Annotated in this window: 17 protein-coding genes and 1 other RNA gene; 6 read left to right on the top strand and 12 right to left on the bottom strand. The window is 71.8% G+C overall.

Annotation, left to right across the window (positions count from 1 at the left end):
- Positions 1-34: 34 nt before the first annotated feature.
- The 5 genes from ssrA to ftsE form a co-directional block, all read right to left on the bottom strand.
- Positions 35-407, bottom strand: a transfer-messenger RNA (tmRNA) gene (gene ssrA, locus DZF91_RS36795).
- 372 nt (positions 408-779) lie between these two features.
- Entirely contained in the window at positions 780-2,903 is a 2,124-nt protein-coding gene (locus tag DZF91_RS36800; protein ID WP_235834834.1) for a penicillin-binding transpeptidase domain-containing protein, read from the bottom strand.
- 9 nt (positions 2,904-2,912) lie between these two features.
- Positions 2,913-3,386, bottom strand: coding sequence for an SsrA-binding protein SmpB (gene smpB, locus DZF91_RS36805; protein WP_117361647.1), 474 nt, complete (start codon positions 3,384-3,386; stop codon positions 2,913-2,915).
- A gap of 154 nt (positions 3,387-3,540) precedes the next feature.
- Positions 3,541-4,446, bottom strand: coding sequence for a permease-like cell division protein FtsX (gene ftsX / locus DZF91_RS36810; RefSeq protein ID WP_117361648.1), 906 nt, complete (start codon positions 4,444-4,446; stop codon positions 3,541-3,543).
- Between the two features lie 157 nt (positions 4,447-4,603).
- Complete coding sequence (gene ftsE / locus DZF91_RS36815; protein ID WP_117361649.1) at positions 4,604-5,293, bottom strand: cell division ATP-binding protein FtsE; 690 nt, start codon at positions 5,291-5,293, stop codon at positions 4,604-4,606.
- 375 nt (positions 5,294-5,668) lie between these two features.
- Here ftsE and DZF91_RS36820 point away from each other — a divergent pair, with 375 nt between their 5' ends.
- The gene (locus DZF91_RS36820) at positions 5,669-5,854 is read left to right on the top strand and encodes a hypothetical protein (protein ID WP_117361650.1); all 186 of its coding nucleotides are present in this window, start codon (positions 5,669-5,671) and stop codon (positions 5,852-5,854) included.
- A gap of 182 nt (positions 5,855-6,036) precedes the next feature.
- Here DZF91_RS36820 and DZF91_RS36825 read toward each other — a convergent pair whose 3' ends face one another.
- A complete protein-coding gene (locus DZF91_RS36825) occupies positions 6,037-7,101 on the bottom strand; it encodes a hypothetical protein (RefSeq protein WP_147341553.1) in 1,065 nt (354 codons plus the stop codon).
- 138 nt (positions 7,102-7,239) lie between these two features.
- Here DZF91_RS36825 and prfB point away from each other — a divergent pair, with 138 nt between their 5' ends.
- Both prfB and DZF91_RS36835 read left to right on the top strand, forming a co-directional pair.
- Positions 7,240-8,361, top strand: coding sequence for a peptide chain release factor 2 (prfB, locus tag DZF91_RS36830; protein ID WP_117361652.1), 1,122 nt, complete (start codon positions 7,240-7,242; stop codon positions 8,359-8,361).
- Positions 8,362-8,561: 200 nt separating this feature from the next.
- Positions 8,562-9,581 (top strand): hypothetical protein, encoded by a 1,020-nt coding sequence (locus tag DZF91_RS36835; protein WP_235834835.1) that lies wholly within the window; start codon positions 8,562-8,564, stop codon positions 9,579-9,581.
- Between the two features lie 81 nt (positions 9,582-9,662).
- On the opposite strand, the gene DZF91_RS40790 is transcribed toward DZF91_RS36835, so the two are convergent.
- The gene (locus tag DZF91_RS40790) at positions 9,663-10,418 is read right to left on the bottom strand and encodes a hypothetical protein (protein WP_158588130.1); all 756 of its coding nucleotides are present in this window, start codon (positions 10,416-10,418) and stop codon (positions 9,663-9,665) included.
- A gap of 50 nt (positions 10,419-10,468) precedes the next feature.
- Entirely contained in the window at positions 10,469-11,146 is a 678-nt protein-coding gene (locus DZF91_RS39195) for a hypothetical protein (protein ID WP_147341554.1), read from the bottom strand.
- A 99-nt stretch (positions 11,147-11,245) separates the two neighbouring features.
- Here DZF91_RS39195 and DZF91_RS36850 point away from each other — a divergent pair, with 99 nt between their 5' ends.
- On the top strand, positions 11,246-11,764 hold the full coding sequence (locus DZF91_RS36850; protein WP_235834836.1) for a GNAT family N-acetyltransferase: 519 nt from the start codon (positions 11,246-11,248) through the stop codon (positions 11,762-11,764).
- Here DZF91_RS36850 and DZF91_RS36855 read toward each other — a convergent pair.
- Both DZF91_RS36855 and DZF91_RS36860 read right to left on the bottom strand, forming a co-directional pair.
- Positions 11,759-12,721 carry a methyltransferase domain-containing protein gene (locus DZF91_RS36855; RefSeq protein WP_117361653.1) on the bottom strand — a complete coding sequence of 321 codons (963 nt, stop codon included), beginning with the start codon at positions 12,719-12,721 and terminating at the stop codon, positions 11,759-11,761. The genes DZF91_RS36850 and DZF91_RS36855 overlap by 6 nt on opposite strands.
- Before the next feature lie 43 nt (positions 12,722-12,764).
- Entirely contained in the window at positions 12,765-13,202 is a 438-nt protein-coding gene (locus DZF91_RS36860) for an ATP-binding protein (RefSeq protein ID WP_158588131.1), read from the bottom strand.
- 318 nt (positions 13,203-13,520) lie between these two features.
- Between DZF91_RS36860 and DZF91_RS36865 the strand changes: the two genes are divergently transcribed.
- Together DZF91_RS36865 and DZF91_RS36870 are read left to right on the top strand one after the other, a co-directional pair.
- The gene (locus DZF91_RS36865; protein ID WP_117361655.1) at positions 13,521-14,396 is read left to right on the top strand and encodes a helix-turn-helix domain-containing protein; all 876 of its coding nucleotides are present in this window, start codon (positions 13,521-13,523) and stop codon (positions 14,394-14,396) included.
- Entirely contained in the window at positions 14,393-14,596 is a 204-nt protein-coding gene (locus DZF91_RS36870; RefSeq protein WP_117361656.1) for a DUF397 domain-containing protein, read from the top strand. Before DZF91_RS36865 ends, DZF91_RS36870 begins: the two co-directional genes overlap by 4 nt.
- A gap of 270 nt (positions 14,597-14,866) precedes the next feature.
- On the opposite strand, the gene DZF91_RS36875 is transcribed toward DZF91_RS36870, so the two are convergent.
- Both DZF91_RS36875 and DZF91_RS40795 read right to left on the bottom strand, forming a co-directional pair.
- Positions 14,867-19,702, bottom strand: a complete 4,836-nt coding sequence (locus DZF91_RS36875; protein WP_117361657.1) for an NAD-glutamate dehydrogenase — start codon at positions 19,700-19,702, stop codon at positions 14,867-14,869.
- A gap of 432 nt (positions 19,703-20,134) precedes the next feature.
- Positions 20,135-20,642: hypothetical protein (locus tag DZF91_RS40795; RefSeq protein WP_199487142.1), on the bottom strand; the 508-nt coding region annotated here is incomplete at its 5' end.

A 20,642-nucleotide genomic window follows, 5' to 3' on the forward strand; every position in this document is an offset into this window, starting at 1 on the left:
CCGGAAGCGTGTCGCTTCCGGCCCCGGGGCCAGGTAGTGGAGGTGGCGGGAATCGAACCCGCGTCCTTCGGTGATGAGTCAGGGCTTCTCCGGGTGCAGCCTGCATGACGTTTTCTCAGCCCCGGCGCTCTCGCAGGCGAGTCGCCGACGGGCTCAGTCGCTGTTAGATGTTCCCTACCGCCCCGCGACCGGGCGGCAGAGTGGAGTCTCCTGATGATGCCGGGTCCCGGGGCGGAGACGTACCCGGGCCGGCAGAGTCGCTACTCGCCTCAGGCGGCGAGAGCGAACTCGGACTGCTTCTTGTTGGCAGTTATAGGTTTGCTGTCACAGGATTTACGAGGTCACAACAGCAACCCTCGACCCGCTTCCCCTGGCTCGACCTACCGAAGTCGAGACCGGTCACCCCCATGTGGACTTGTCAAGAATCCGGACGCCGGGGCGTCCATCACCAGACACTAGTAGGTCAACGTCGCGGATGCCAACGGGATTCCCGGTGGCCGGAGAAATGTGACGCCCCGGTGGGCGGCGACGATCACGTCGCGCCCACCGGGGCCGACCGGCAGGGTCAGGCCGGTCCGGACGGCAGAGCCTCCCCCGAGACGAGGCTCTGGTCTCATCACTGCGACTGGGACCGCAACCCCCCGAGCGGTGCCTCAGTCACCCTGGAAGACGTGCCGACGACTGCGGATGGTTGCGTCCATCACGTCAAGGGATCGTAAAATGGTCACCGAACACTCACGGCGGGTGACGGAAGTGTGGTCAGGGGGTTCGGGAGCGCCCTAGCGTCCCGGCGTCTGGCCGCCGTTCCCTCCGGTACCGCCGTTGCCGCCCGTCCCTCCGGTGCCGCCGTTACCGCCGGTGCCACCGGTCCCGCCGTTGCCGCCGTTGCCGCCCGAGGACGGCTGGCGTCCTCCGGTGTTGCCCGACCCGGAACCCGAACCCGAACCGGAGCCGGAACCCGAGCCGCCCGAGCCCGAGCCCGAGCCGGTCGGCGGCTTGGTCGCGGTCGGCGGGCTCGGCGTGGTGCCGTTGAGGAACAGCGACGCGACCTTCGCCGCGTTCACCTTGCCCTCGATCGCCATCGCGAACGCCATGTCGTCGCGGAAGCCGACGAACCAGGAGACGGTCTTGGTCTGGCCGCCCTCCTGGTAGTTCACCACGGCGGTCATGCCCGAGACCTGGCCCCCGTTGGTGACGTTGGCGTCCTTCGCCGCGCCCGCCTGGACGGACCTGCGCACCATCCGCTTGAGGTCGCCGGTCGCGATCGGGTTGAGCACGTTCGGCTGCGCGGACGGGGTGTCCACCGGGTCCTTGGTGATGAACGGCGGACGCCACGCGCCCGACGACACGGCCGCCGCCGCGGCGGCCATCGCCAGCGGCGAGACGGTGACGCCGCCCTGACCGGTCGCGACCAGCGCCTTCTGCCCGTCGTTCGCGGGCGTCGGGATCGTCCCGGCGTAGGACGGGAAGATGCCGCCCCAGTCCTTGCCGAGGCCGAACCGCGCCGCCGACTGCGTCAGCGCCTGCGGCGGCAGCTTCCCGGCGAGCTGGGCCAGCGTCGTCGCGCAGTTCACCGAGAAGGCGCGCTCCAGCGTGCTGGTGCGGGCCGCCTTCCCCGACGGGTTGGACACGGACTGCCCGCCGACCTCGGCCGTGGCGGGGCACTCCGCCTGGGTGGTCTTCGGGACGCCGTTCTGCAGCAGCGCGTCCGCGGTGACGAACGAGAACGCCATGCCGGGCGGGTAGTGGCCCTCCATGGCCTGGTCGCGGTCGCCGGTGCGGTGGTTCGACACGGCCAGCACCTCACCGGTGCCTGGACGCAGCGCCACCAGCGACGCCGGGTACTTCAGCTTCGCCAGCGCCTGGTCGGCCCGCGGCTGGATCTTGCGGTCCAGGGTGGTGACGATGGGCGCCGGGTCGTGGCCGCTCCACGAGCGCAGCGGCGTGATGTCCTTGCCCTCCGGGTCCTGCGCGACGACCTCGATCGAGGGGGTGCCGGCGAGGCGGCGCTGGAGCAGCAGCTGCAGGCCGCTGACGCCGATCGTGTCGCCCGGCTGGTAGGGGGCGCCGACCTGCTGCAGGCGGTCGGCGGTGGCCGCGCCCAGCCTGCCGACGACCTCCGGCGCGAACTGCGGCTGGATCGGCGCGTTGACGACCTTGAACTCCAGGCCGTCCACGTGCTTGAGCCGCTCGATCAGCTTGTCGCCGCTGGAGCGCTGGAGGGTGAGCAGCGGGAGGAAGTTCTGCGGGGGCGCGGACTGGACGCGGCCGAGCAGCCGCTCGCCGTCCAGCCGCCGACCGCCCTCGATCTTGGTGGTCTTCACCATCTGGGTGATGGTGGCCTTCGGGTCCTTCAGCTGCCCGGGGCGGACCCCCACCAGGTCGGCCGGGACGGCCTTCAGCACCGTCCGGGAGTTCTGGTCCTGGACCTGGGCGCGCTGCGGCACCCGGGTGACCACCGCGAGCCGCTGGCCCTCCTTGAGGCTCGGATGGATGATCGACGGCGCCCAGCGGATCTTCCAGCCGGAGCCCGCGCGCTGCAGGTTCATCGAGCTGTTGTAGGTCCAGGGCTCGCCGTTCTCCCCCAGGTCGATCTTGACCGAGAACTGCGCGGTGGCGGTGTCGCCGCTCTTGACGACCTTGAGCATGCCGAGCTTCAGCGCCGCCGCGTCGAGCTGGCTGCGCACCCCTCCGAGGGCGGCGGCCACCTGCGCCTTGTCGGCGCCCATGGTGTGCCCGGCGGCGGCCTGGTAGTTGCCGACCTCCCAGGCGACCAGGAAGTCACGGACGGCGGGCATCGCCGACTGCTCGGCGAAGCACGCCGACGCCGAGCCGCCGACGAGGACGGCGCACGCCCCCACCGAGATCGTCCGGCGCGCCGTGCTGCGGCCTCGGAGGTTCATCGACACCCTTCACCGTCTCCTGAGCCGGGCCGCGGCCGCCTTCTGCATCTCGCGGTCGGCCTCGCGCTTGGCGATGGCCTGGCGCTTGTCGTAGGACTTCTTACCACGGCCCAGCCCGATCTCGATTTTCGCGCGACCGTCCCGGAAGTACAGGGCGAGGGGGACCAGCGTCCAGCCCGGTTCGTCGGTCTTCTGCTCGATCTTCGCGATCTCCCTGCGGTTCAGCAGCAGCTTGCGCCGGCGCCGCGGGGCGTGGTTCGTCCAGGTGCCCTGGGTGTACTCCGGGATGTGGACGTTCTCCAGCCAGACCTCGTGGTCCATGACGTGCGCGTAGCCGTCCGCCAGCGAGGCCCGGCCGGCGCGCAGCGCCTTGACCTCGGTGCCCATGAGCACCAGGCCGGCCTCCCAGGTGTCGACGATCTCGTAGTCGTACCGGGCGCGCTTGTTCTGGGCGATCAACTTTCGCCCCTGCTCACGTGGCACGGGAATCAGCCTCGGTTCTGGTCGGGTCACGCCGGCCCGGCGACGGTGCGGGGCGCCGGGTCGGGAACGTCCGGCCCAACGCCGAGCCGCCCGCGTCCGGAAGTGGACGGGGCGGCATCGCTGCGCCGGACCTCGGCCCAGTGTAGGCGGGTGATCAGATGCGCAGGTATCGGCGCAGGGTGAGGAAGGACGCCACCGCGCACAGCAGCACGCCGAAGCAGATCGCCACGATGATGACCAGCGTCACCGAGCCCCAGCCCAGCCTGGACGCCATCTGGATGTTGCTCGCGAGCCGGTCCACCAGCAGCATCTTGGAGAAGACCAGCAGCACCGCCGCCAGCAGGCCGCCGATCAGGCCGGCGATCGCGCCCTCCAGGATGAACGGAAGCTGGATGTAGGTGTTGGACGCGCCGACCAGGCGCATGATCCCGGTCTCGCGGCGCCGGTTGAACGCCGACAGCCGGACCGTGTTGCCGACCAGCAGGACCGCCGCGATCACCTGGATTCCGGCGATGATCAGCGCGGCGCTCTGCAGGCCGCCGAGGATCCGGAAGAACTTCTTCAGGATCTCCTGCTCGTTGATCACCTGGTCCACGCCGGCCTTGCCGAGCATGGCCTGCGAGACGGCCTTGTACTGCTTGGGGTCCTTCAGCCGGACGCGGAAGGAGTCCGGGATGTCACCGGGCTTGGTGCTCTGGACGAAGCCGGGCGTGGAGGCGAAGCGGTCCTTGAACCGCGTGTACGCGTCCTCCTTGCTCTCGTACTCCACCTTGGAGACCTGCGGAAGCGACTGGAGCTTGGCCTTGATCTCGTCCTTCTCGCCCTGCTGCGCGTCCTTGCCGGCGCACTGCGGGTTCGACGAGGTCTTGGCGCACAGGAAGATCGAGACCTCGATCTTGTCGTACCAGTAGTTCTTCGAGGAGTTGGCCTGGTTGTGCAGCAGCAGGCCGGTGCCGAAGAGCGCCATGGCGATGGCGACGGTGATGACGAGGGAGATCGTCATCGTGAGGTTCCGGCGGAGACCGATCCAGATCTCCTGGAGAACGAACTGTGCGCGCATGCCTCGCTGTCCTTGATCGCCTGTGCCCCGCTGGGAGCTTCGAATGCCGGTGCAGGCTACCGCTCTGCGACCGCTGGGCCGCGCGGGCGGCGGTCCCCGGGGCGTCCGCCCCGGATCCGCGCCGTCCCGGCGTCGGGTTCGGTGGCCTTGGGAGGCGTCAGTACGCCTGGCCGTAGACGCCGCGCGACTGGTCGCGGACGACCCGGCCGTCCTCGAGCTCGACGACGCGCTTGCGGAACGCGTCGACGATGGCGGCGTCGTGCGTGGCCATGACGACGGTGGTGCCGGTCCGGTTGATCCGGTCGAGCACCTTCATGATGCCGATGGAGGTGGCGGGGTCGATGTTGCCGGTCGGCTCGTCCGCCAGCAGGATCATCGGCCGGTTCACGAACGCGCGCGCGATCGCGACGCGCTGCTGCTCACCACCGGACAGCTCGTCCGGCATCCGGTGCGCCTTGCCCTCCAGGCCGACCAGGTCGATGACCTCGGGGACGACCTTGTTGATGAACCGGCGGGGCTTGCCGATCACCTCGAGGGCGAACGCGACGTTCTCGAACACGTTCTTGTTGGGCAGGAGCCGGAAGTCCTGGAAGACGCAGCCGATGCGGCGGCGCAGGTGCGGGACCTTCCAGTTGCTCAGCTTGTTCAGGTCCTTCCCGGCCACGTGGACGTGACCCTGGGACGGCCGCTCCTCCTTGAGGATCAGCCGCAGGAAGGTCGACTTCCCGGAGCCGGACGGACCGACCAGGAACAGGAACTCGCCCTTCTCGATGGCGACGTTCACGTGCTGGAGGGCGGGCCGGTTCTGGTTCTTGTAAGCCTTGGTGACGTTGTCGAAGTGGATCACGGCTGCATCACGGCGGTTCAGCACCATTCTTGCGAAGGACCCGCGCGGTCCCAGGGGACGGACCACTCAGCGTAGCCCTCGGACCTACATCGGGCTCGGAACACTCGACCTTAGGGGCTGAATCCGGGGAACCGGTAACCGGTGGCCCTCAGACCCCGTCCCACCTGCGACGAGTCCGGCCGCACGCCCCGCCGGAACCGGGCCGGCTCGACGGACCGCGTGGCCCCGTGCAGTGTAGAGGGGGGAACGGGCCGCCTCGACCGCACCGGACCTCCGGCAGGCAGCAGGACTTTACAGCCGGGACGCGACGAATGCCGGGGAATCGCGCCTAAAGTTCTCAGTGACAGATAGTTCCCGATCGAGAGGAACAGCCGGATGAGCTGCGAACATCTGGTCTGCGCGAACTGCTCGGGGCCGGTCGTCGAGGGCCGCTGCCCGACCTGCCGGGCCGCCCGCGCCGAGGTGCACCGGCACGGACCGACCATCCCGCCCGCGCTCGTCCTGGCCGGCCTGGTGGCCCTGCTGTTCGCCGCGCTGCTGCTCCAGCGCCTCTACGGCTGACCTCGGCCTTCACCCCGCCCGCGATCCACGGGCCCGATCCGCGTTCGGTCCGCGTTCGGTCCGCGGATTCGATCTGCGTTCGCTCCCCGTTCGCTCCCCGTCCGTTCCGGGGGGCGCAGGACCCGTCCGCGACCTTCCGTCCCGCCCGTCCGCTCCTTACGTACGGGGAGGCGGACGATGCGTCAGCTCGGCTTCGGGAGGGGCGCGCTGGCCTTGCTGATCGTCCCGAAGTAGCCGATGACGTCGGCCTTCGGCGAGTTCATCCCGCTCTTGGGCTTCGCCGGGTCGGACGCGGCGAGCTGCAGCGTCTCGGTGTAGTCGATCTCATATCCGGGCACGGTGCCGTCCAGCAGATGGGCGGTCTCCGGCGGGATCGGCGGCTTGCGCCGGTGCCGGTCCTTCGCCTTCACGCTGAGCGAGTTGCTGCGGAACAGGGAGTACAGCACCAGCGCGGAGCCGTGCTCGGCGCGCAGCGCGAAGATCGGGTAGGGCGTGGCGACGACCACGCTGGAGAACGCGAGCCCGTGCTTGCGGGCCTTCTTCCGGGCCGCCCGGATGTCGGCGTTCATCCCGGTGGTGACCGGCCCGGACGCCATCACGTTCGAGGCCACGCTGGACGGCCCCTCGGCCGCGATCGTCGCCTGGATTCCCGGCAGGTCGCGCGGCCGGATCAGCACCGAGGTGTCGCCGGTCTCCAGGGCCGTCGCGTAGCCCTGGGCGTCCACGACGACCTTCGGCGGCTCGGCCTTGGGGGCGAGGTCGGTCTCCACGCTCAGCTTCCACTGGTCGCCCGGCGAGCGCAGGATGAAGGCCATGAGCGCCGTCCGGGTGCTCTTCGGCTTGCCCTGCTCGGTGCGGGGGACGGACGCGACGAACCACTGCGGGTACGTCCTGACGTCCTGGAACCTCGGCACGTAGAAGGTCGGCCGCCCGAAGCTGAACCGGGGCACCGGGTCGCCGTCGTGCGCCGCCTTGCGGAACTCGGCGGCGGTCAGCGCGTACTGGCCGTCCACGACCCAGCTCAGGGCGAGCCGCTCGTCCCCGGCCGCGCGGGCGACGTCGTCGTTCACCGTCCACGACCGGAAGCGGTCGGCGGCGAGCTGCGGCGTCAGCGCGACGGGCGTGGGGGTCGGGCGCGGCGGGGCGGGGGTGACCTTCGTCCTCGCCTTACCGCCGCCTCCGCAGGCGGACGCGGTGAGCGCGAGCAGCGCCACGGCGGCCGTCGCCACCCGGTACCTGCCTCGCACCGTGCCCCCTCGCCACCCGCATGGGCCCGTGTGCGGGCCCGCGCGCGGCCTCCGTGGCCGCCGCATCGTGATTGTGCCATTCACTAGGGTATTGGGCGATCGCTCGGGCACTGGCCGGACGGCGATAAGCTCTGTCATGTGGCTGCCATCGATCCTCAAGATCAGCTCAAGGAGCTCGACGCGACGCTGTCCGGCATCGAGCAGGTGCTGGACATCCCCGCAATGGAGCGGGACATCGCCGGGCTGCGCGAGCAGTCGGCCGATCCGGAGCTCTGGAACGACCAGGAGCGGGCCCAGGCGGTGACGCGCAAGCTGTCCCACCTGGAGGCCGAGCACAACCGGGTCACCGCGCTGCGCCAGCGGCTCGAGGACGTCGTGACGCTGTACGAGCTCGCCGGCGAGATGGACGACGCCGACACCCGCGAGGAGGCCGACGGCGAGCTGGCGTCCGTGCAGAAGGCGGTGCAGCAGCTCGAGGTCCGCACGCTGATGTCCGGCGAGTACGACGCCCGCGAGGCCCTGGTCACGATCAACGCCCAGGCGGGCGGGGTGGACGCGGCCGACTGGGCGCAGCAGCTCCAGCGCATGTACATGCGCTGGGCCGAGCGGCACAACTACCCGACCGAGGTCTACGAGACGTCCTACGCCGAAGAGGCGGGCATCAAGTCCACGACCTTCGTGGTGAAGGCCCCCTACGCGTACGGCACCCTGCGCGGCGAGCACGGCACGCACCGGCTCGTCCGCATCTCCCCCTTCGACAACCAGGGCCGCCGCCAGACCTCGTTCGCGGGCCTGGACGTCGTCCCCGTCGTCGAGCAGAGCGACCACGTCGACATCGACGAGAGCGAGCTGCGCATCGACGTGTACCGGTCGTCCGGCCCCGGCGGCCAGGGCGTCAACACCACCGACTCGGCGGTCCGGATCACCCACATCCCGTCCGGCATCGTGGTGTCCTGCCAGAACGAGCGGTCGCAGCTGCAGAACAAGGCGACCGCGATGAACGTCCTGCAGGCCAAGCTGCTGGAGCGCAAGCGCCAGGAGGAGGCCGAGAAGATGGCCTCGCTGCGCGGCGAGGGCACCAGCTCGTGGGGCACCCAGATCCGCAACTACGTCCTGCACCCATACCAGATCGTGAAGGACCTGCGCACCGGCGTCGAGGTCGGCAACCCCACGGCCGTGCTGGACGGCGACATCGACGAGTTCATCGAGGCCGAGATCCGCTGGATGCGGCAGCAGGAGTCCGAGGCCACCGCCTCCTGACCCGGCCGAGGTGCCGCTTCCCGATCGGCCGGAGCACCGCCTTCTGAGCCGCTTGGCCGTCGGCTGCCGAGCGGCCGGGGCGGGTCGCCGCAGGGGCCGACGAAGCAGGCATTCGTCTCATATCGCATTCGCAGCGTGACGGCTTCATGACTCTGCGATGATGTCGGGCGAAAGTGTCGCCTCTCCCCTCGGGGGCCGCCATGCCCGCTGGCCAGAACCGCCCCGCCGCCTTCCGGCGCCCTCCCGGCACGTCGTCCCCCGGCCGCCTCCCGAGCCTCGCGGTGTCCCTGCTGGCGGGAATCCCGCTGGCCGCCGGCTGCGGCGGCTCGGACGCGGGCGCGAGCGGCTCGCCCGCCCTGACGCCCGGCCGAGCCCGGCAGGTGGTGGCGGAGTACGCCGCCACGGTGGGACAGGCGGGCGACAGGCTGGACGCGTCCCTGCTGCCGAAGGTGGAGACCGACCCCCAGCGCACCATGGACACGGCCGCCGTGCGGCTGCGCCAGGTGTCCGGCGCCAGGACCGGGCTTCTCAAGTTCTCGCAGGTCAGCGTGATCGTCCCCCGGTTGTCGGGCTATCCGCGCTGGTTCGCCGCGTCCGCCGTCAGCGGGTCAGGGAAGGGCGCCCTGCGGCACGCTCTGCTGTTCACCCAGGAGAAGGCCGACGCGCCCTGGCTGCTGGCCGCCGACCCCTTCCCCACCGGCTCTTCGCTCGATCACGTCGCGCTGGACCGCGACGGGTACGCGACGGCCGTGGCCGCGTCCTCGGGCAAGGGCCTGGCGATGTCGCCCGGTGCGCTTCCCGCCGCCCACGCCGCGCTGCTCAACGAGGGTCCGCGGGCGGCCGGCGCCGACCGGCTGGCACCGGGCCCCCGGACGACCGAGGCGTTCGCGGCGCTGCGGCGGGTCGAGGCGGGTCTCCGAAAGAGCGGTGTCACCCTCTCGTCCCGGTTCGAGCCCGGGTCCGCGCAGGTCCGGGCGCTGCGGACACGGGACGGCGGCGCGGTCGTCTGGTACGTCCTCAAGCAGCGGGAGGCGTATTCCGCGGCGAAGAAGGGGAAGCTCACCGTTACGGGCGACCTTGTCGGGCTCGCCCCTCCGTCGTCCGTCTCCACCCGTATGGACACCACCGTGCTCATCCAGTACCTCGCGACCGTCCCTGCCCACGGCAGGGCGGGCGTGTCCGGCATGTACCGGAAGGCCGTGGCCGCATCCGGCCGATGAGACCCCGTCGGGGCCGGTGCGCTCCGCTCTTCCTGACCGCTGCAGCGGTACCGCACCGGCCCCCGACGGTCTGTCCCCTGTCTACCCCTCCGGCGCCCGGGTGCCGTCCACCGCGGGAACGATCTCGGTGAGGCGGCGCAGGACGGCGAGGTGCCCGTCGAGGTCCGCCGCGCGCGGCTCGCCCGGCAGGAGCGCCATGATCTCGCCGCCGCGCACGCTCCACGCGGGGACCTCGCTGTCCAGGTGCGCCTGGACGGCCGCGTCCGAGAGCCGTCCGCGCGCCTCGGCCGGGACGATCTCGAAGCGGGCCTCGAAGGCGTCCTCGTCGGTGGCGTCGGCCGCGAGCGACTCCATCAGCTTCGCGCCGAGCCCCCGTTCCCTGACCTCCATGTCGGGCGTCGCCGGGTCCCCCTGGACGGTCAGCACGGTCAGGCGGTATGTCGCGGCCTCCCCGCGTCCGGGCGCGGCGGCCGTCGCCGTGGCGGACGTCCCCTCGGCGGACGCGCCCCCGGCGCGTGTTGCGGGGCCGGACGTGCCCGCGGCGGGTCCGGGCGGCTTGCGGACGGTGCAGGACCCGCTGCCGACCGCCGCCGGACGGCCGTCGAGCTCGCCCCGCAGCAGGAGGTCGAGGCGGAAGTCCTCGAAGGGGACGCGGTCGCGCCAGGACGGAGCGATGTCACCGTCCGTGACCGTCCATCCGTGCACGTCCGCCCATTCGCGCAACCCGCGGAGCCGGGCCTTCTCGCCCTGGCTCCGCGCGTAGGCCGCGCCGCCCGCCACCGCGATGATCGTGACCGCCACCGCGGTCGCCCAAAGGCCCCACTGGGTCTCTGACACGGGTCCTCCCTTTTCCCTTAGGGACGACGCGGACCGTGATCCGGTTCCGGTCAGGACCGGTGGCCGAGCCGCTCGGTGAGGCGGCGCAGGGTCCCCAGGTGCTCGTCGAGGTCCGCGGGGTGCAGGGAGGTGTGCCGGACGACCATCAGCTCGCCGTCCCGGCCGTCCCGCAGCGGCGGCTCGTCGTCCAGGTAGGCGCGGATGAGGTCGGAGGAGAGGCGGTCGCGGGGCCCTTCGGGAAGGACGGCCTCACCGTCCACACCGTCCGGGGCCGACGCGCCGGGACCTCCGCCGCTGCCGTCCCCGGCGGCGCCGAAGACGCGCAGCAGCCGCGAGCCGACGCCGCGCGGCCGGACCTCCATGGCGGGCCGCGCCATCGGGGCCGTCTCGACCACGAGGACCGTGAGGTGGTGGGTGACCGTCTCGGTGCGGTGGCCGCCGTCCGGGTCCGGCACGACGCGGCTCGTGGGGTAGGTGCCGTGGCCGAGCGAGACCGGCAGCCCGTCGATGTGGCCGGTGAGCAGTTCGCGGACGCGGAAGCCGTCGCGGCCGACCCGGCCGCGCCACGGGACGCGCAGGTCGCCCTCGTGGAAGGTCCAGTGATGCTCGGCCGCCCAGTCCCGCAGGCGCCGGACGCGTTCGTCGTCGGCGGCGGCGGCCCGGTCGCGGGCCACCCCGATCGCGACCATGGTGATCGCGCCGACGAGCACGGCCCCGAGTATCAGCATCCCGACCACGCGGCTCCCTCCGGTCCCCCGTCGGACGCGACGTCCCCGACGCCGGTTCCGCTTGACCGATTTTGCCCCGATCCACCACCATCGAATCCCGTGATCGACATCAGGCCCGGGGACACCGGGGACATCGCGGCCGTTCTCGGCCTGTTCGACCGTGCCGTGGAGTGGCTCGTCGCCCGCGGCCAGACCGGCCAGTGGGGCGACCGGCCCTGGACGGGCGACGCCGCGCGCACCGCCCTCGTCGAGCGGCTGGCGGCGTCCGGCGGCCTGCGCGTCGCGGTGCTGGACGGGGCGGTCGTCGGCGCCGTCAGCCTGGGCTCGGCACCGGCGTATGTCCCGCCCGCCACGGTTTCCGAGCTGTACGTCGAGGCTCTTGTCACCGACCGGTCCCACAAGGGCGAGGGCATCGGCGGCGCGCTCCTGCGCCGCGCCCGGGAAGAGGCCGCCGCCCAGGGCGTCGTCCGGCTCCGCGTGGACTGCTGGGCCGGAGCGGACGGCGAACTCGTCCGCTACTACGAGAGCCAGGGCTACGTCCGGGACACCGAGTTCGTCGTCGCCGACCATCCGCGAGGGCCGTGGCACGGCCAGGTGCTCGTCCTGCCGCTCTCATAGCGTCCCCGGCCCGCCCGGTTCCCCTGGCCCGCCCGGCTCGCCCGGCCCGCTTGGTCTGCTTGGTCTGTTCGGCTCGCCCGACTTCTTCGGCTTTTCCGGACCGGCGACCACGTTGTCCGGGGAGTCGAGCCAGATCGTCTGCCCCTCCGGGGCCACCGTGACGCCGTAGCGGGTGGTGTCGGGGGCCCCGGAGCGGATCCAGCGCTCCTCGGCCTCCAGGCCGGCACGCGGCAGGAGGCGCTGGCCGCGCAGCGGCATGAAGAACGCCTGGCCCAGGAAGCGGCCCACGGCCGTGCCGTCGTCGCGGACGGTGAACAGCGCGAGCCGCCCGTCCGGGTGGACCGTCTCGGCCCACGGCACCAGGATCGTGCCGCCCGGACGGGTCTGCTCCACCCACGCGTACGGGACGGTGTGCGCGGCGGCCGTGACGATGACCCGGTCGTAGGGGGCGCCGGCGGCGTAACCGTCCTCCCCGTTCCCGGTGACCACCGTGACGGGGTAGCCCGCGCGGTCCAGGGCGGTCCGCGCGTGCTCGGCCACCTCGGCGTCGATCTCCACGCTGACCACGTTCTCCGCGCCGAGCAGGTGCGCCAGCAGGGCGGCGTTGTACCCGGTGCCCGTCCCGACCTCCAGCACCCGCATCCCGGGTTCGAGCTCCAGCATCTCGATCATCTCCGCCATGAGCGACGGCTGGCTGCTGGAGCTCGTCGCCTCCATCCCCCGGCCCGTCGCGGGATCGCACAGGCCGGGCGGGAGCGACGGATCGGGACGGACCTGGATGACGACCGGCTCGTCCCGCTGGACGAGCTCGTGCCAGAGCTCCGGGGCGTCCGCGCGGCGCAGCGGGACGGGGTCGCCGTGGACGCCGCGGATGAAGACCTCGTCCGGGACGAACATCTCCCGGCGCACCGCCCGCACCGCGTCCCAGGCGCTCAGCCCCCGCCTCCCGCTGCTCATGCGCAACCCCTTCCCTCCTCGCCTCGGCCGTCAAACTCGCTGGTCAGCACGGGTCCCGGCGGAGCTCGAACCAGACGGACGTGCGGGCCGGACCGGCCGACCAGCCCCAGTCGGCGGCGAGCATCGCGACCATCAGCAGGCCGCGGCCCGACTCCTGCCAGCCGGACGACTCGACCAGGTGCGGGACGGTCCGCGCTCCCCCGTCGTCGGTCACCTCCACCCGCAGGAACTCGTCCTCGACGCGGAACCGCACGTCCACGCCCCCGCCGCGCCGCCCGGACGCGGTGTACCGCAGGGCGTTGGTCAGGACCTCGGACGCGAGCAGCTCCAGGTCGTCCAGGTCGACGCCCCACCGGTGCGCCTCGGCGACGGCCCGCAGCGCCCGCCGGGCCGTCCCGACGTCGAGCGGCTCGTCCGGGCCGCTCACCAGCCGGAGCGCCAGGCCCCCGCCGACCGGCCGGGGTGCGACGTGGCCGGTCACCACCCCACCACCCCGCCGCGTTCCCCGCTCCAGGACGCGCCCCCGCGCAGATCCGTCCGGAGCCTCCCGAGCGGCACCCACCGCACCGTCCGGGAGAGCCCCCGAATCTTCCGCACCCCGTCACCCATCCCCGATCACGCCTCCTTCCGGCAGCCGGACTCTTCCGCGTTCGCCTGCGCGCCATCGGTGATCAATGTCACGCTTCGCAAAGACTGCTTATACGGAGAGCAACAAGCAAGCGATGCACAGTCACTGACCGCACACAGTGATCGGACTGTCACCGGCAGGCCACCCTCGTCGAGCCGGAAGGAGCGCAACATGTCGAGTCGTCGCCCCGTCCCCACCATCCGCCTGCGCCGTCTCGCGGCCGAGCTTCGCAAGCTCAGGAAGGACGCCGGCCTGACGCGGGACGAGGTCACCGCGCGCACCGCGCTGAACCCGGCCACGCTGTGGCGCATCGAGACCGCCAAGACCCGTCCCCAGGCCCGCACCCTCCGGACCCTGCTGGAGCTGTACGGCGCGTCCGAGGAGCGGTGCGCCGAGCTGGCCGCCCTGCTCCGGGAGTCGGCCCGGCGCGGCTGGGTGCACGCCGTCGCCTCCGGCCTGCGCGAGAACCACGTCTCCTACATCGAGTTCGAGGGCTCGGCGACGCGGGTGTCGAACTACGAGTCCTCGCTGGTCCCGGGCCTGCTCCAGACCGAGGAGTACGCGCGCGCCGCCATCGCGGGCATCCGCCCGGAGATCACCGAGGCCGAGGTCGACCACCGCGTCGGGGTGCGGATGCGCCGCCAGGAGGTCCTCACCGCCTCCGACCCCCTGGAACTGCGGGCGGTCCTCGACGAGGCGGTCCTGCGGCGCAGGGTCGGGGGCGCCGAGCTGATGTCGCGGCAGGCGGAGCACCTGCTCGAGGCCTCGTCGCTACGGAACGTGACTCTCCAGGTGGTGCCCTTCACGGCCGGCGCGCACCCCGGGATGGCCGGGGCGTTCGTCGTGATGGAATTCCCCGAGGACGCCGGGTCCGGCGTCGCGTACGTCGACGGGCAGGGCGGTGACGCCTTCCTCGAGGAGGAGGCCGACGTCCAGCGCTGCCAGCAGTTGTTCGACCGGCTCCGCGCGATGGCGCTCAGCCCTCGGGCGTCGGCGGCCCTGATCACCCGGGCCGTCAGGGAGTTCCGCAAAGAAAGGACGCCATGACCGTTCCCCAGGCCTTTTCCAGGGTTCTCTGGCGAAAGTCGAGTCACAGCAGCGCCGAAGGGCAGTGCGTCGAAGTCACGCGCACGTCCGACGGGCTCGCCGTCCGCGACAGCAGAAACCCCGACGGCCCGCGACTGGCCATTCGTCCGGACGTTTGGGAGGCGTTGCGCAGAGAAATCGGAGGCCGCTGCCAACGGTGATCGCGGGCCGCTTCCCCAGGGAACCGCCGCCCCCATTGCGGGGCGATGGTGAACGTCGGTGATGCGCCGTCCTGCCTGACGGATCGAGAAGATTCCCTTTCCTCGCCGCACCATCTGCGATTGGACGGTCCAAAACCGGCCATCGCGAATGCTCGAAGATCTGATAAGGGCCAGGCGGAACATTGCCGCGAGGCACCGTTCCGGGGATCTCGCAGAAAAGGCCGTGGCCCCCGTCCCGGAGGGGGGACGGGGGCCACGGTTGGTGTCCGGTTACAGGACGCTGGCGTTGGCCAGGGTGCGGACCGCGCCCAAGGCGACCGAGAGGGTCGCCAGGTCGAAGCTGTCGCTCTCCCAGATCTCCGTCAGGGTCTGCCGCGCCCGGGTGACGGCCGTGCGGTTCTTGTCCGCCCAGGACGCCAGCCGCTCCTCCGACCGGGTGCCGGAGGGCGAGTTGACCAGGACGTCGCGGGTGAGCGCCGCGTGCGCGCCGTACAGGTCGTCGCGCAGGGCCGAGCGCGCCATGGAGCGCCAGCGGTCGTCACGCGGGAGCCCGATGATGCGCTCGCGCAGCCGGGTCAGGTCGAGGCGGTCGGCCAGGTCGAAGTAGACCTCGGCGACCTCCTCGATCGGACGGCCGGTCTCCTTGGCGATGGTGACCAGGTCGAACGTGGAGAACGCCGGGACGAACATGGCGGCCTTCTCCGCCAGCTCCTCCGGCACGCCGCGCTCGGCGAAGGAGTCGCGGCGCTGCTCGAAGGCGACCAGGTCGGGGCCCGCGAGCAGCTTGGGGAACTGCGCCGTCAGCGCGACCGCGCCGCCGCCGAAGTAGTCGATCGTCTCCCGGATGTCGAACGGGGTGCGCCGGTTGTGCAGCAGCCAGCGGGCGCCGCGCTCGGTGAGCTTGCGCGCCTCCAGCAGCATCGCGATCTGCGTCGACTCGTCCACCTGGTGGTCCAGGCCGTCGACCGACCGCCAGAAGCGCGGCATGTCGAAGACCTCGCGGGCCACCAGGTACGCGCGGGCGATGTCCGACGAGGACGCGCCGGTCTCCTCGTTCAGCCGGAACACGAACGTGGTGCCGGAGTTGTTGATCACGTCGTTCACCACGGCGGTGGTGATGATCTCGCGGCGCAGCGGGTGCCGGTCCATGTGCGCGCGGAACCGCTCGCGCAGCGGGGTCGGGAAGTAGTCGACCAGCCAGGACGCCAGGTACGGGTCGTCCGGCAGCCCGTTGGCGATCAGCTCGTCGTCCAGGGTGAGCTTGGCGTAGGCGAGCAGCACCGAGAACTCGGGGCCGGTCAGGCCGAGCCCCGCCTGGCGCCGCTCGGCGAGCGCCTTGTCGTCCGGCAGCGACTCCAGGCGGCGCTTGAGCTTGCCGTCGCGCTCCAGCTTGCGCAGGTAGCGGGCGTGCACGTGGAGCATGGACGGCGCCTGCGCGCGGGACGCGGCGAGCACCACGTTCTGCGCGTGGTTGTCCCGCAGCACCAGCGTGCCGACCTCGTCGGTCATCTCGTACAGCAGGTTGTCGCGCTGCTTGCGGGTCAGCTCGCCGTCCCGCACGACCTGGTCGAGCAGGATCTTGATGTTGACCTCGTGGTCGGAGGTGTCCACCCCGGCCGAGTTGTCGATGAAGTCGGTGTTGACCAGGCCGCCGGCGCGGGCGTACTCGATCCGGCCGAGCTGGGTGAGGCCGAGGTTGCCGCCCTCGCCCACGACCTTGCAGCGCAGGTCCGCGCCGTCCACCCGGACCGGGTCGTTGGCCTTGTCGCCGACGTCGGCGTTGTTCTCGGTGGACGCCTTGACGTAGGTGCCGATGCCGCCGTTCCAGAGCAGGTCCACCGGCGCGCACAGCGCGGCGCGGATCAGCTCGAACGGGGTCATCGACAGCACCCCCTCGTCGATGCCGAGCGCCCGCCGCATCTCCGGGGTGATCTTGATGGACTTGGCGGTGCGCGGGAACACGCCGCCGCCCCTGGAGATCAGCGTCGCGTCGTAGTCGGCCCACGAGCTGCGCGGCAGCGCGAACAGCCGGTGCCGCTCGACGAACGAGCGGGCGGCGTCCGGGTCGGGGTCGACGAAGATGTGCCGGTGGTCGAACGCGGCGACGAGCCGGGTGTGCTCGCTCAGCAGCATCCCGTTGCCGAACACGTCGCCGGACATGTCGCCGACGCCGACGGCCGTGAAGTCCTCGTTCTGGATGTCCTTGCCCAGCGAGCGGAAGTGGTACTTGACCGACTCCCACGCGCCGCGCGCGGTGATGCCCATCGCCTTGTGGTCGTAGCCGACCGAGCCGCCCGAGGCGAACGCGTCGCCGAGCCAGAAGCCGTACTCGGCGGCGACGCCGTTGGCGATGTCGGAGAACGTCGCGGTGCCCTTGTCGGCGGCGACGACCAGGTAGGTGTCGTCGCCGTCGTGCCGGACGACGTCCGGCGGCGGGACGACCTTGCCGTCCACCAGGTTGTCGGTGAGGTCGAGCAGGCCGGAGATGAACTCCTTGTAGCAGGCGATGCCGCCCTGCATGAACGCCTCGCGGTCGGCGGAGTCCGGCAGCTGCTTGCCGACGAAGCCGCCCTTGGCGCCGGCCGGGACGATCACGGTGTTCTTCACCGCCTGCGCCTTGACCAGGCCGAGGATCTCGGTGCGGAAGTCCTCGCGCCGGTCCGACCAGCGCAGGCCGCCGCGCGCGACCGACCCGAACCGCAGGTGGACGCCCTCGACCCGCGGCGAGTACACGAAGATCTCGAACTTGGGCCGCGGCAGCGGCAGGTCCGGGATGCGCTCGGGGTCGAACTTCAGCGCCAGGTAGGGCTTGCGCTGGTAGTGGTTGGTGCGCAGGGTCGCCTGGATCATCGCCAGGTAGGCGCGCAGGATGCGGTCCTCGTCGAGGCTCGCGACCTCCTCCAGGCGGCCGGTGATCTCCTCGGTGATGCCCGCGGAGCGCTCGGTCTCGCCGCCCGCGAGGGCCGGGTCGAGCCGCGACTCCCACAGCCGGACGAGCAGCCGGGTGATGCCGGAGTTGCGCAGCAGCACGCCCTCGATGTAGCGCTTGGAGAACGACGTCCCCGTCTGCCGCAGGTACATGGCGTAGGCGCGCAGGATCATCGCCTGTCGCCAGTTCAGGCCGGTGTGCAGGACGAGCGCGTTGAAGCCGTCGTTCTCGATGTCGCCGCGCCACAGCGCCTCGAAGGCGTCCTGGAACAGCGTCTTGACGTCGTCCTCGGGGACGTCGGCGGCGGGCTCGTACCGTAGGCCGAGGTCGTAGATCCAGTAGCGGCGGCCCTCGCCGGTGTTGATCTCGTACGGGCGCTCGTCCACCACCTCGACGCCCATGTTGGACAGCAGCGGCAGCACCCGGGTCAGCGAGATCGGCTCGCCCAGCCGGTAGATCTTCAGCCGGCGCTCGCCCGGCTCGGCGCTGAACGGCTCGTACAGGTTGATCGAGGTGCCGTCGGCCACCGCCGGGTCGGTGCCGAGCGCGTCCAGGCGGCGCAGGTCGGCGACCGCCGTGCGGGCCGGGAAGTCGGCCTTGTAACCCTCGGGGAACGCGTCGCCGTACCGGCGGGTCAGCTCGCCCGCCTTCTCCTCGCCGCACTGCTCGACGATCGCGTCGGTCAGGTCGTCGGCCCAGGAGCGGGTCGCGGCGGCGAGCCGGGCCTCCAGCTCCTCGACGTCAACGTCCGGCAGCGGACGGCCGCGCTCGCCCCGCACGACCACGTGCAGGCGGGCCAGCAGCGACTCGGTGACGTTGGCGCTGTAGTCGACCGCGACACCGTCGAAGGCGCGGCGCAGGATCTCCTGGATGCGCAGCCGGACCTTGGTGGTGTAGCGGTCCCGCGGCAGGTACACCATGCAGGACATGAACCGGCCGTAGGCGTCTTTGCGCAGGAACAGCTTGAGCTGGCGGCGCTCGCGCAGCCGCAGCACGCCCAGCGCAATCGGCAGCAGCTCCTCAGCGGAGACCTGGAACAGCTCGTCGCGGGGGTAGGTCTCCAGGATCTCGACGAGGTCCTGCCCGTCGTAGCTGCCGGGGGTGAACCCGCCGAGCTCCAGCACCTGGTCGAGCTTGCGCTTCAGCACCGGGATGTGCGCGATGGACTCGCTGTAGGCGACGTGCGTGAACAGGCCGAGGAACCGGCGCTCGCCGACGACGACGCCGTTGTCGTCGAACTTCTTGACGCCGATGTAGTCCAGGTACAGCGGGCGGTGCACGGTCGAGCGGGAGTTCGCCTTGGTGACGATCAGCAGCTTGCGCTCGGTGGCCTTCGCGCGCACCTCCGGCGGCAGCGCGGCGAAACCGCCGGACTCGGGCTTGTCGTTGCGCAGGATGCCGAGCCCGGTGCCGGGGACGGGGCGCAGGGCGGCGCCGTCGTCGGTCAGCGTGTAGTCGCGGTAGCCGAGGAAGGTGAAGTGGCCGTCGGCGAGCCAGTCCAGCAGCTCGATGGTCTCGGCGCGCTCGCTCTCGTCCACCGGCGGGGCGGTCCGCGCGACCAGCTCGGCGATCTCACCGGCCCGGGCCCGCATCTTCGGCTCGTCCTCGACCGAGACCCGCACGTCCTGCAGGACGCGGCGCAGGTCGTCCTCGAGCTGCTCCATCCGGGCGCGGTCGGTGGTCCGGTCGATCTCGATGTGGATCCAGGACTCGTCGACGTCGGTGGGGCTCTGCAGGTTGGAGCGGAACCCGTGCAGCCCGCCGGCGACGTCCCGGTCCACGCCGAGCTGCGGGTGGACGATCATGTGGGTGGTGTAGTGGTGCCGGTTCAGCTCCATCGCCACCGAGTCCACCAGGAAGGGCATGTCGTCGGTGACCACCTGCACGACGGTGTGCCCGGGGTCCCAGCCGCACTCCTCCAGCGTGGGGGTGAACACGCGGACCTTGGCCCGGCCCTGCGGCCGGTCCTCGCCGAGCGTCCGGTGCGCCATCGCCGGCCCGAAGATGTCGGCGGGATCGCGGTCGAACAGGTCCTCCGACGCCACGTGGCGGTAGTAGAGGCGGAGGAAGGCGACCGCTTCGTCGAGATCGTCCCCCCGCGAACCGGAGCCTTGGAGACAGGTCTCCGCCGCCCTCCTCAACAGGTCGTCCTTGGCCTGGTCGAGCTTGCCGCCCATCAAACAACTCCCGAAGAAGAGACCTCGCCACTCCGTTGTGGCGCTGCTCACCGCGTCAGCGTAGCCAGGAATGACCAAAAAGCCGACTTGGGCAGCACCGTTCCGACGCGCCGGTCACGTGGCGGTTCCATGGCGAGGTCACGGTGGTTCCCGGCCGCGTTCGGCCGGTCGGGAGCCCGCCCGCGAGGTCGTCACGGGCCCGGCTCCAGCGGTTTCCCAGCCTACGGCGCGGCGTCCCGGCGCGCGGTGGACACACGCCAACACGCCGTCGCCGGGCGCCCGGGCGGAACTCCGGCGGAGCGGGATATGCCCAGCGCACGGCCGGGACCGGACGCCCGGGACGTGGTGAAGATCACGTTTGGGGCGGATTCCGGGCCGATGGGCGCGCGTCGCCCGGGCGGTGGGCCGGCCCGGTCCAGGCGCGGGGCGGGCTCAGCCCGTCGGGTTGGTGGGCTGGCCCTGGCCGCCGGTGCCCGGCGACGACGTCGGCTTGGGCGGCTCCTGCGACGGCGGCGTGCTCGGCGGCTGCGACGGCGTCTCGCTGTGCGTCGGCGGCGTCGTCGGGGTCTCCGAGGTCGTCGGGCCGGTGGAGGTGGTCGGGCCGGTCGGGGTGGGCCTGGAGCTGCCCGAGGGCGGCTCGGTCGGGCCGTCGGACGGCGTGTAGGTGTCCGTCGGACGGTGCCGCGCGGGGGTGTCGGCGGGCCTGACCGGGCCGTGGCCCGAGGAGGTGGTGACCGGCGGCTGCGGGTCGTTGTCGCCGACCTTCTGGGTCGCCTGCCCCTTGTTGCCCGGGGTGAGCACGAGGACGGCCGACACGATGAGCACCGCGGCCAGCGCCGCGACGGCGCCCGCGAGCGCGGCGGCGCGGCCGGTGCCGAGCCTGCCGACGAGCGGGGACCGCCGCAGCGGACCGCCCTTCGGCTGCGTGGTGTGCGGGGCG

The organism is Actinomadura logoneensis (genome assembly GCF_003428695.1).
In the GTDB taxonomy this organism is placed as follows: domain Bacteria; phylum Actinomycetota; class Actinomycetes; order Streptosporangiales; family Streptosporangiaceae; genus Spirillospora; species Spirillospora logoneensis.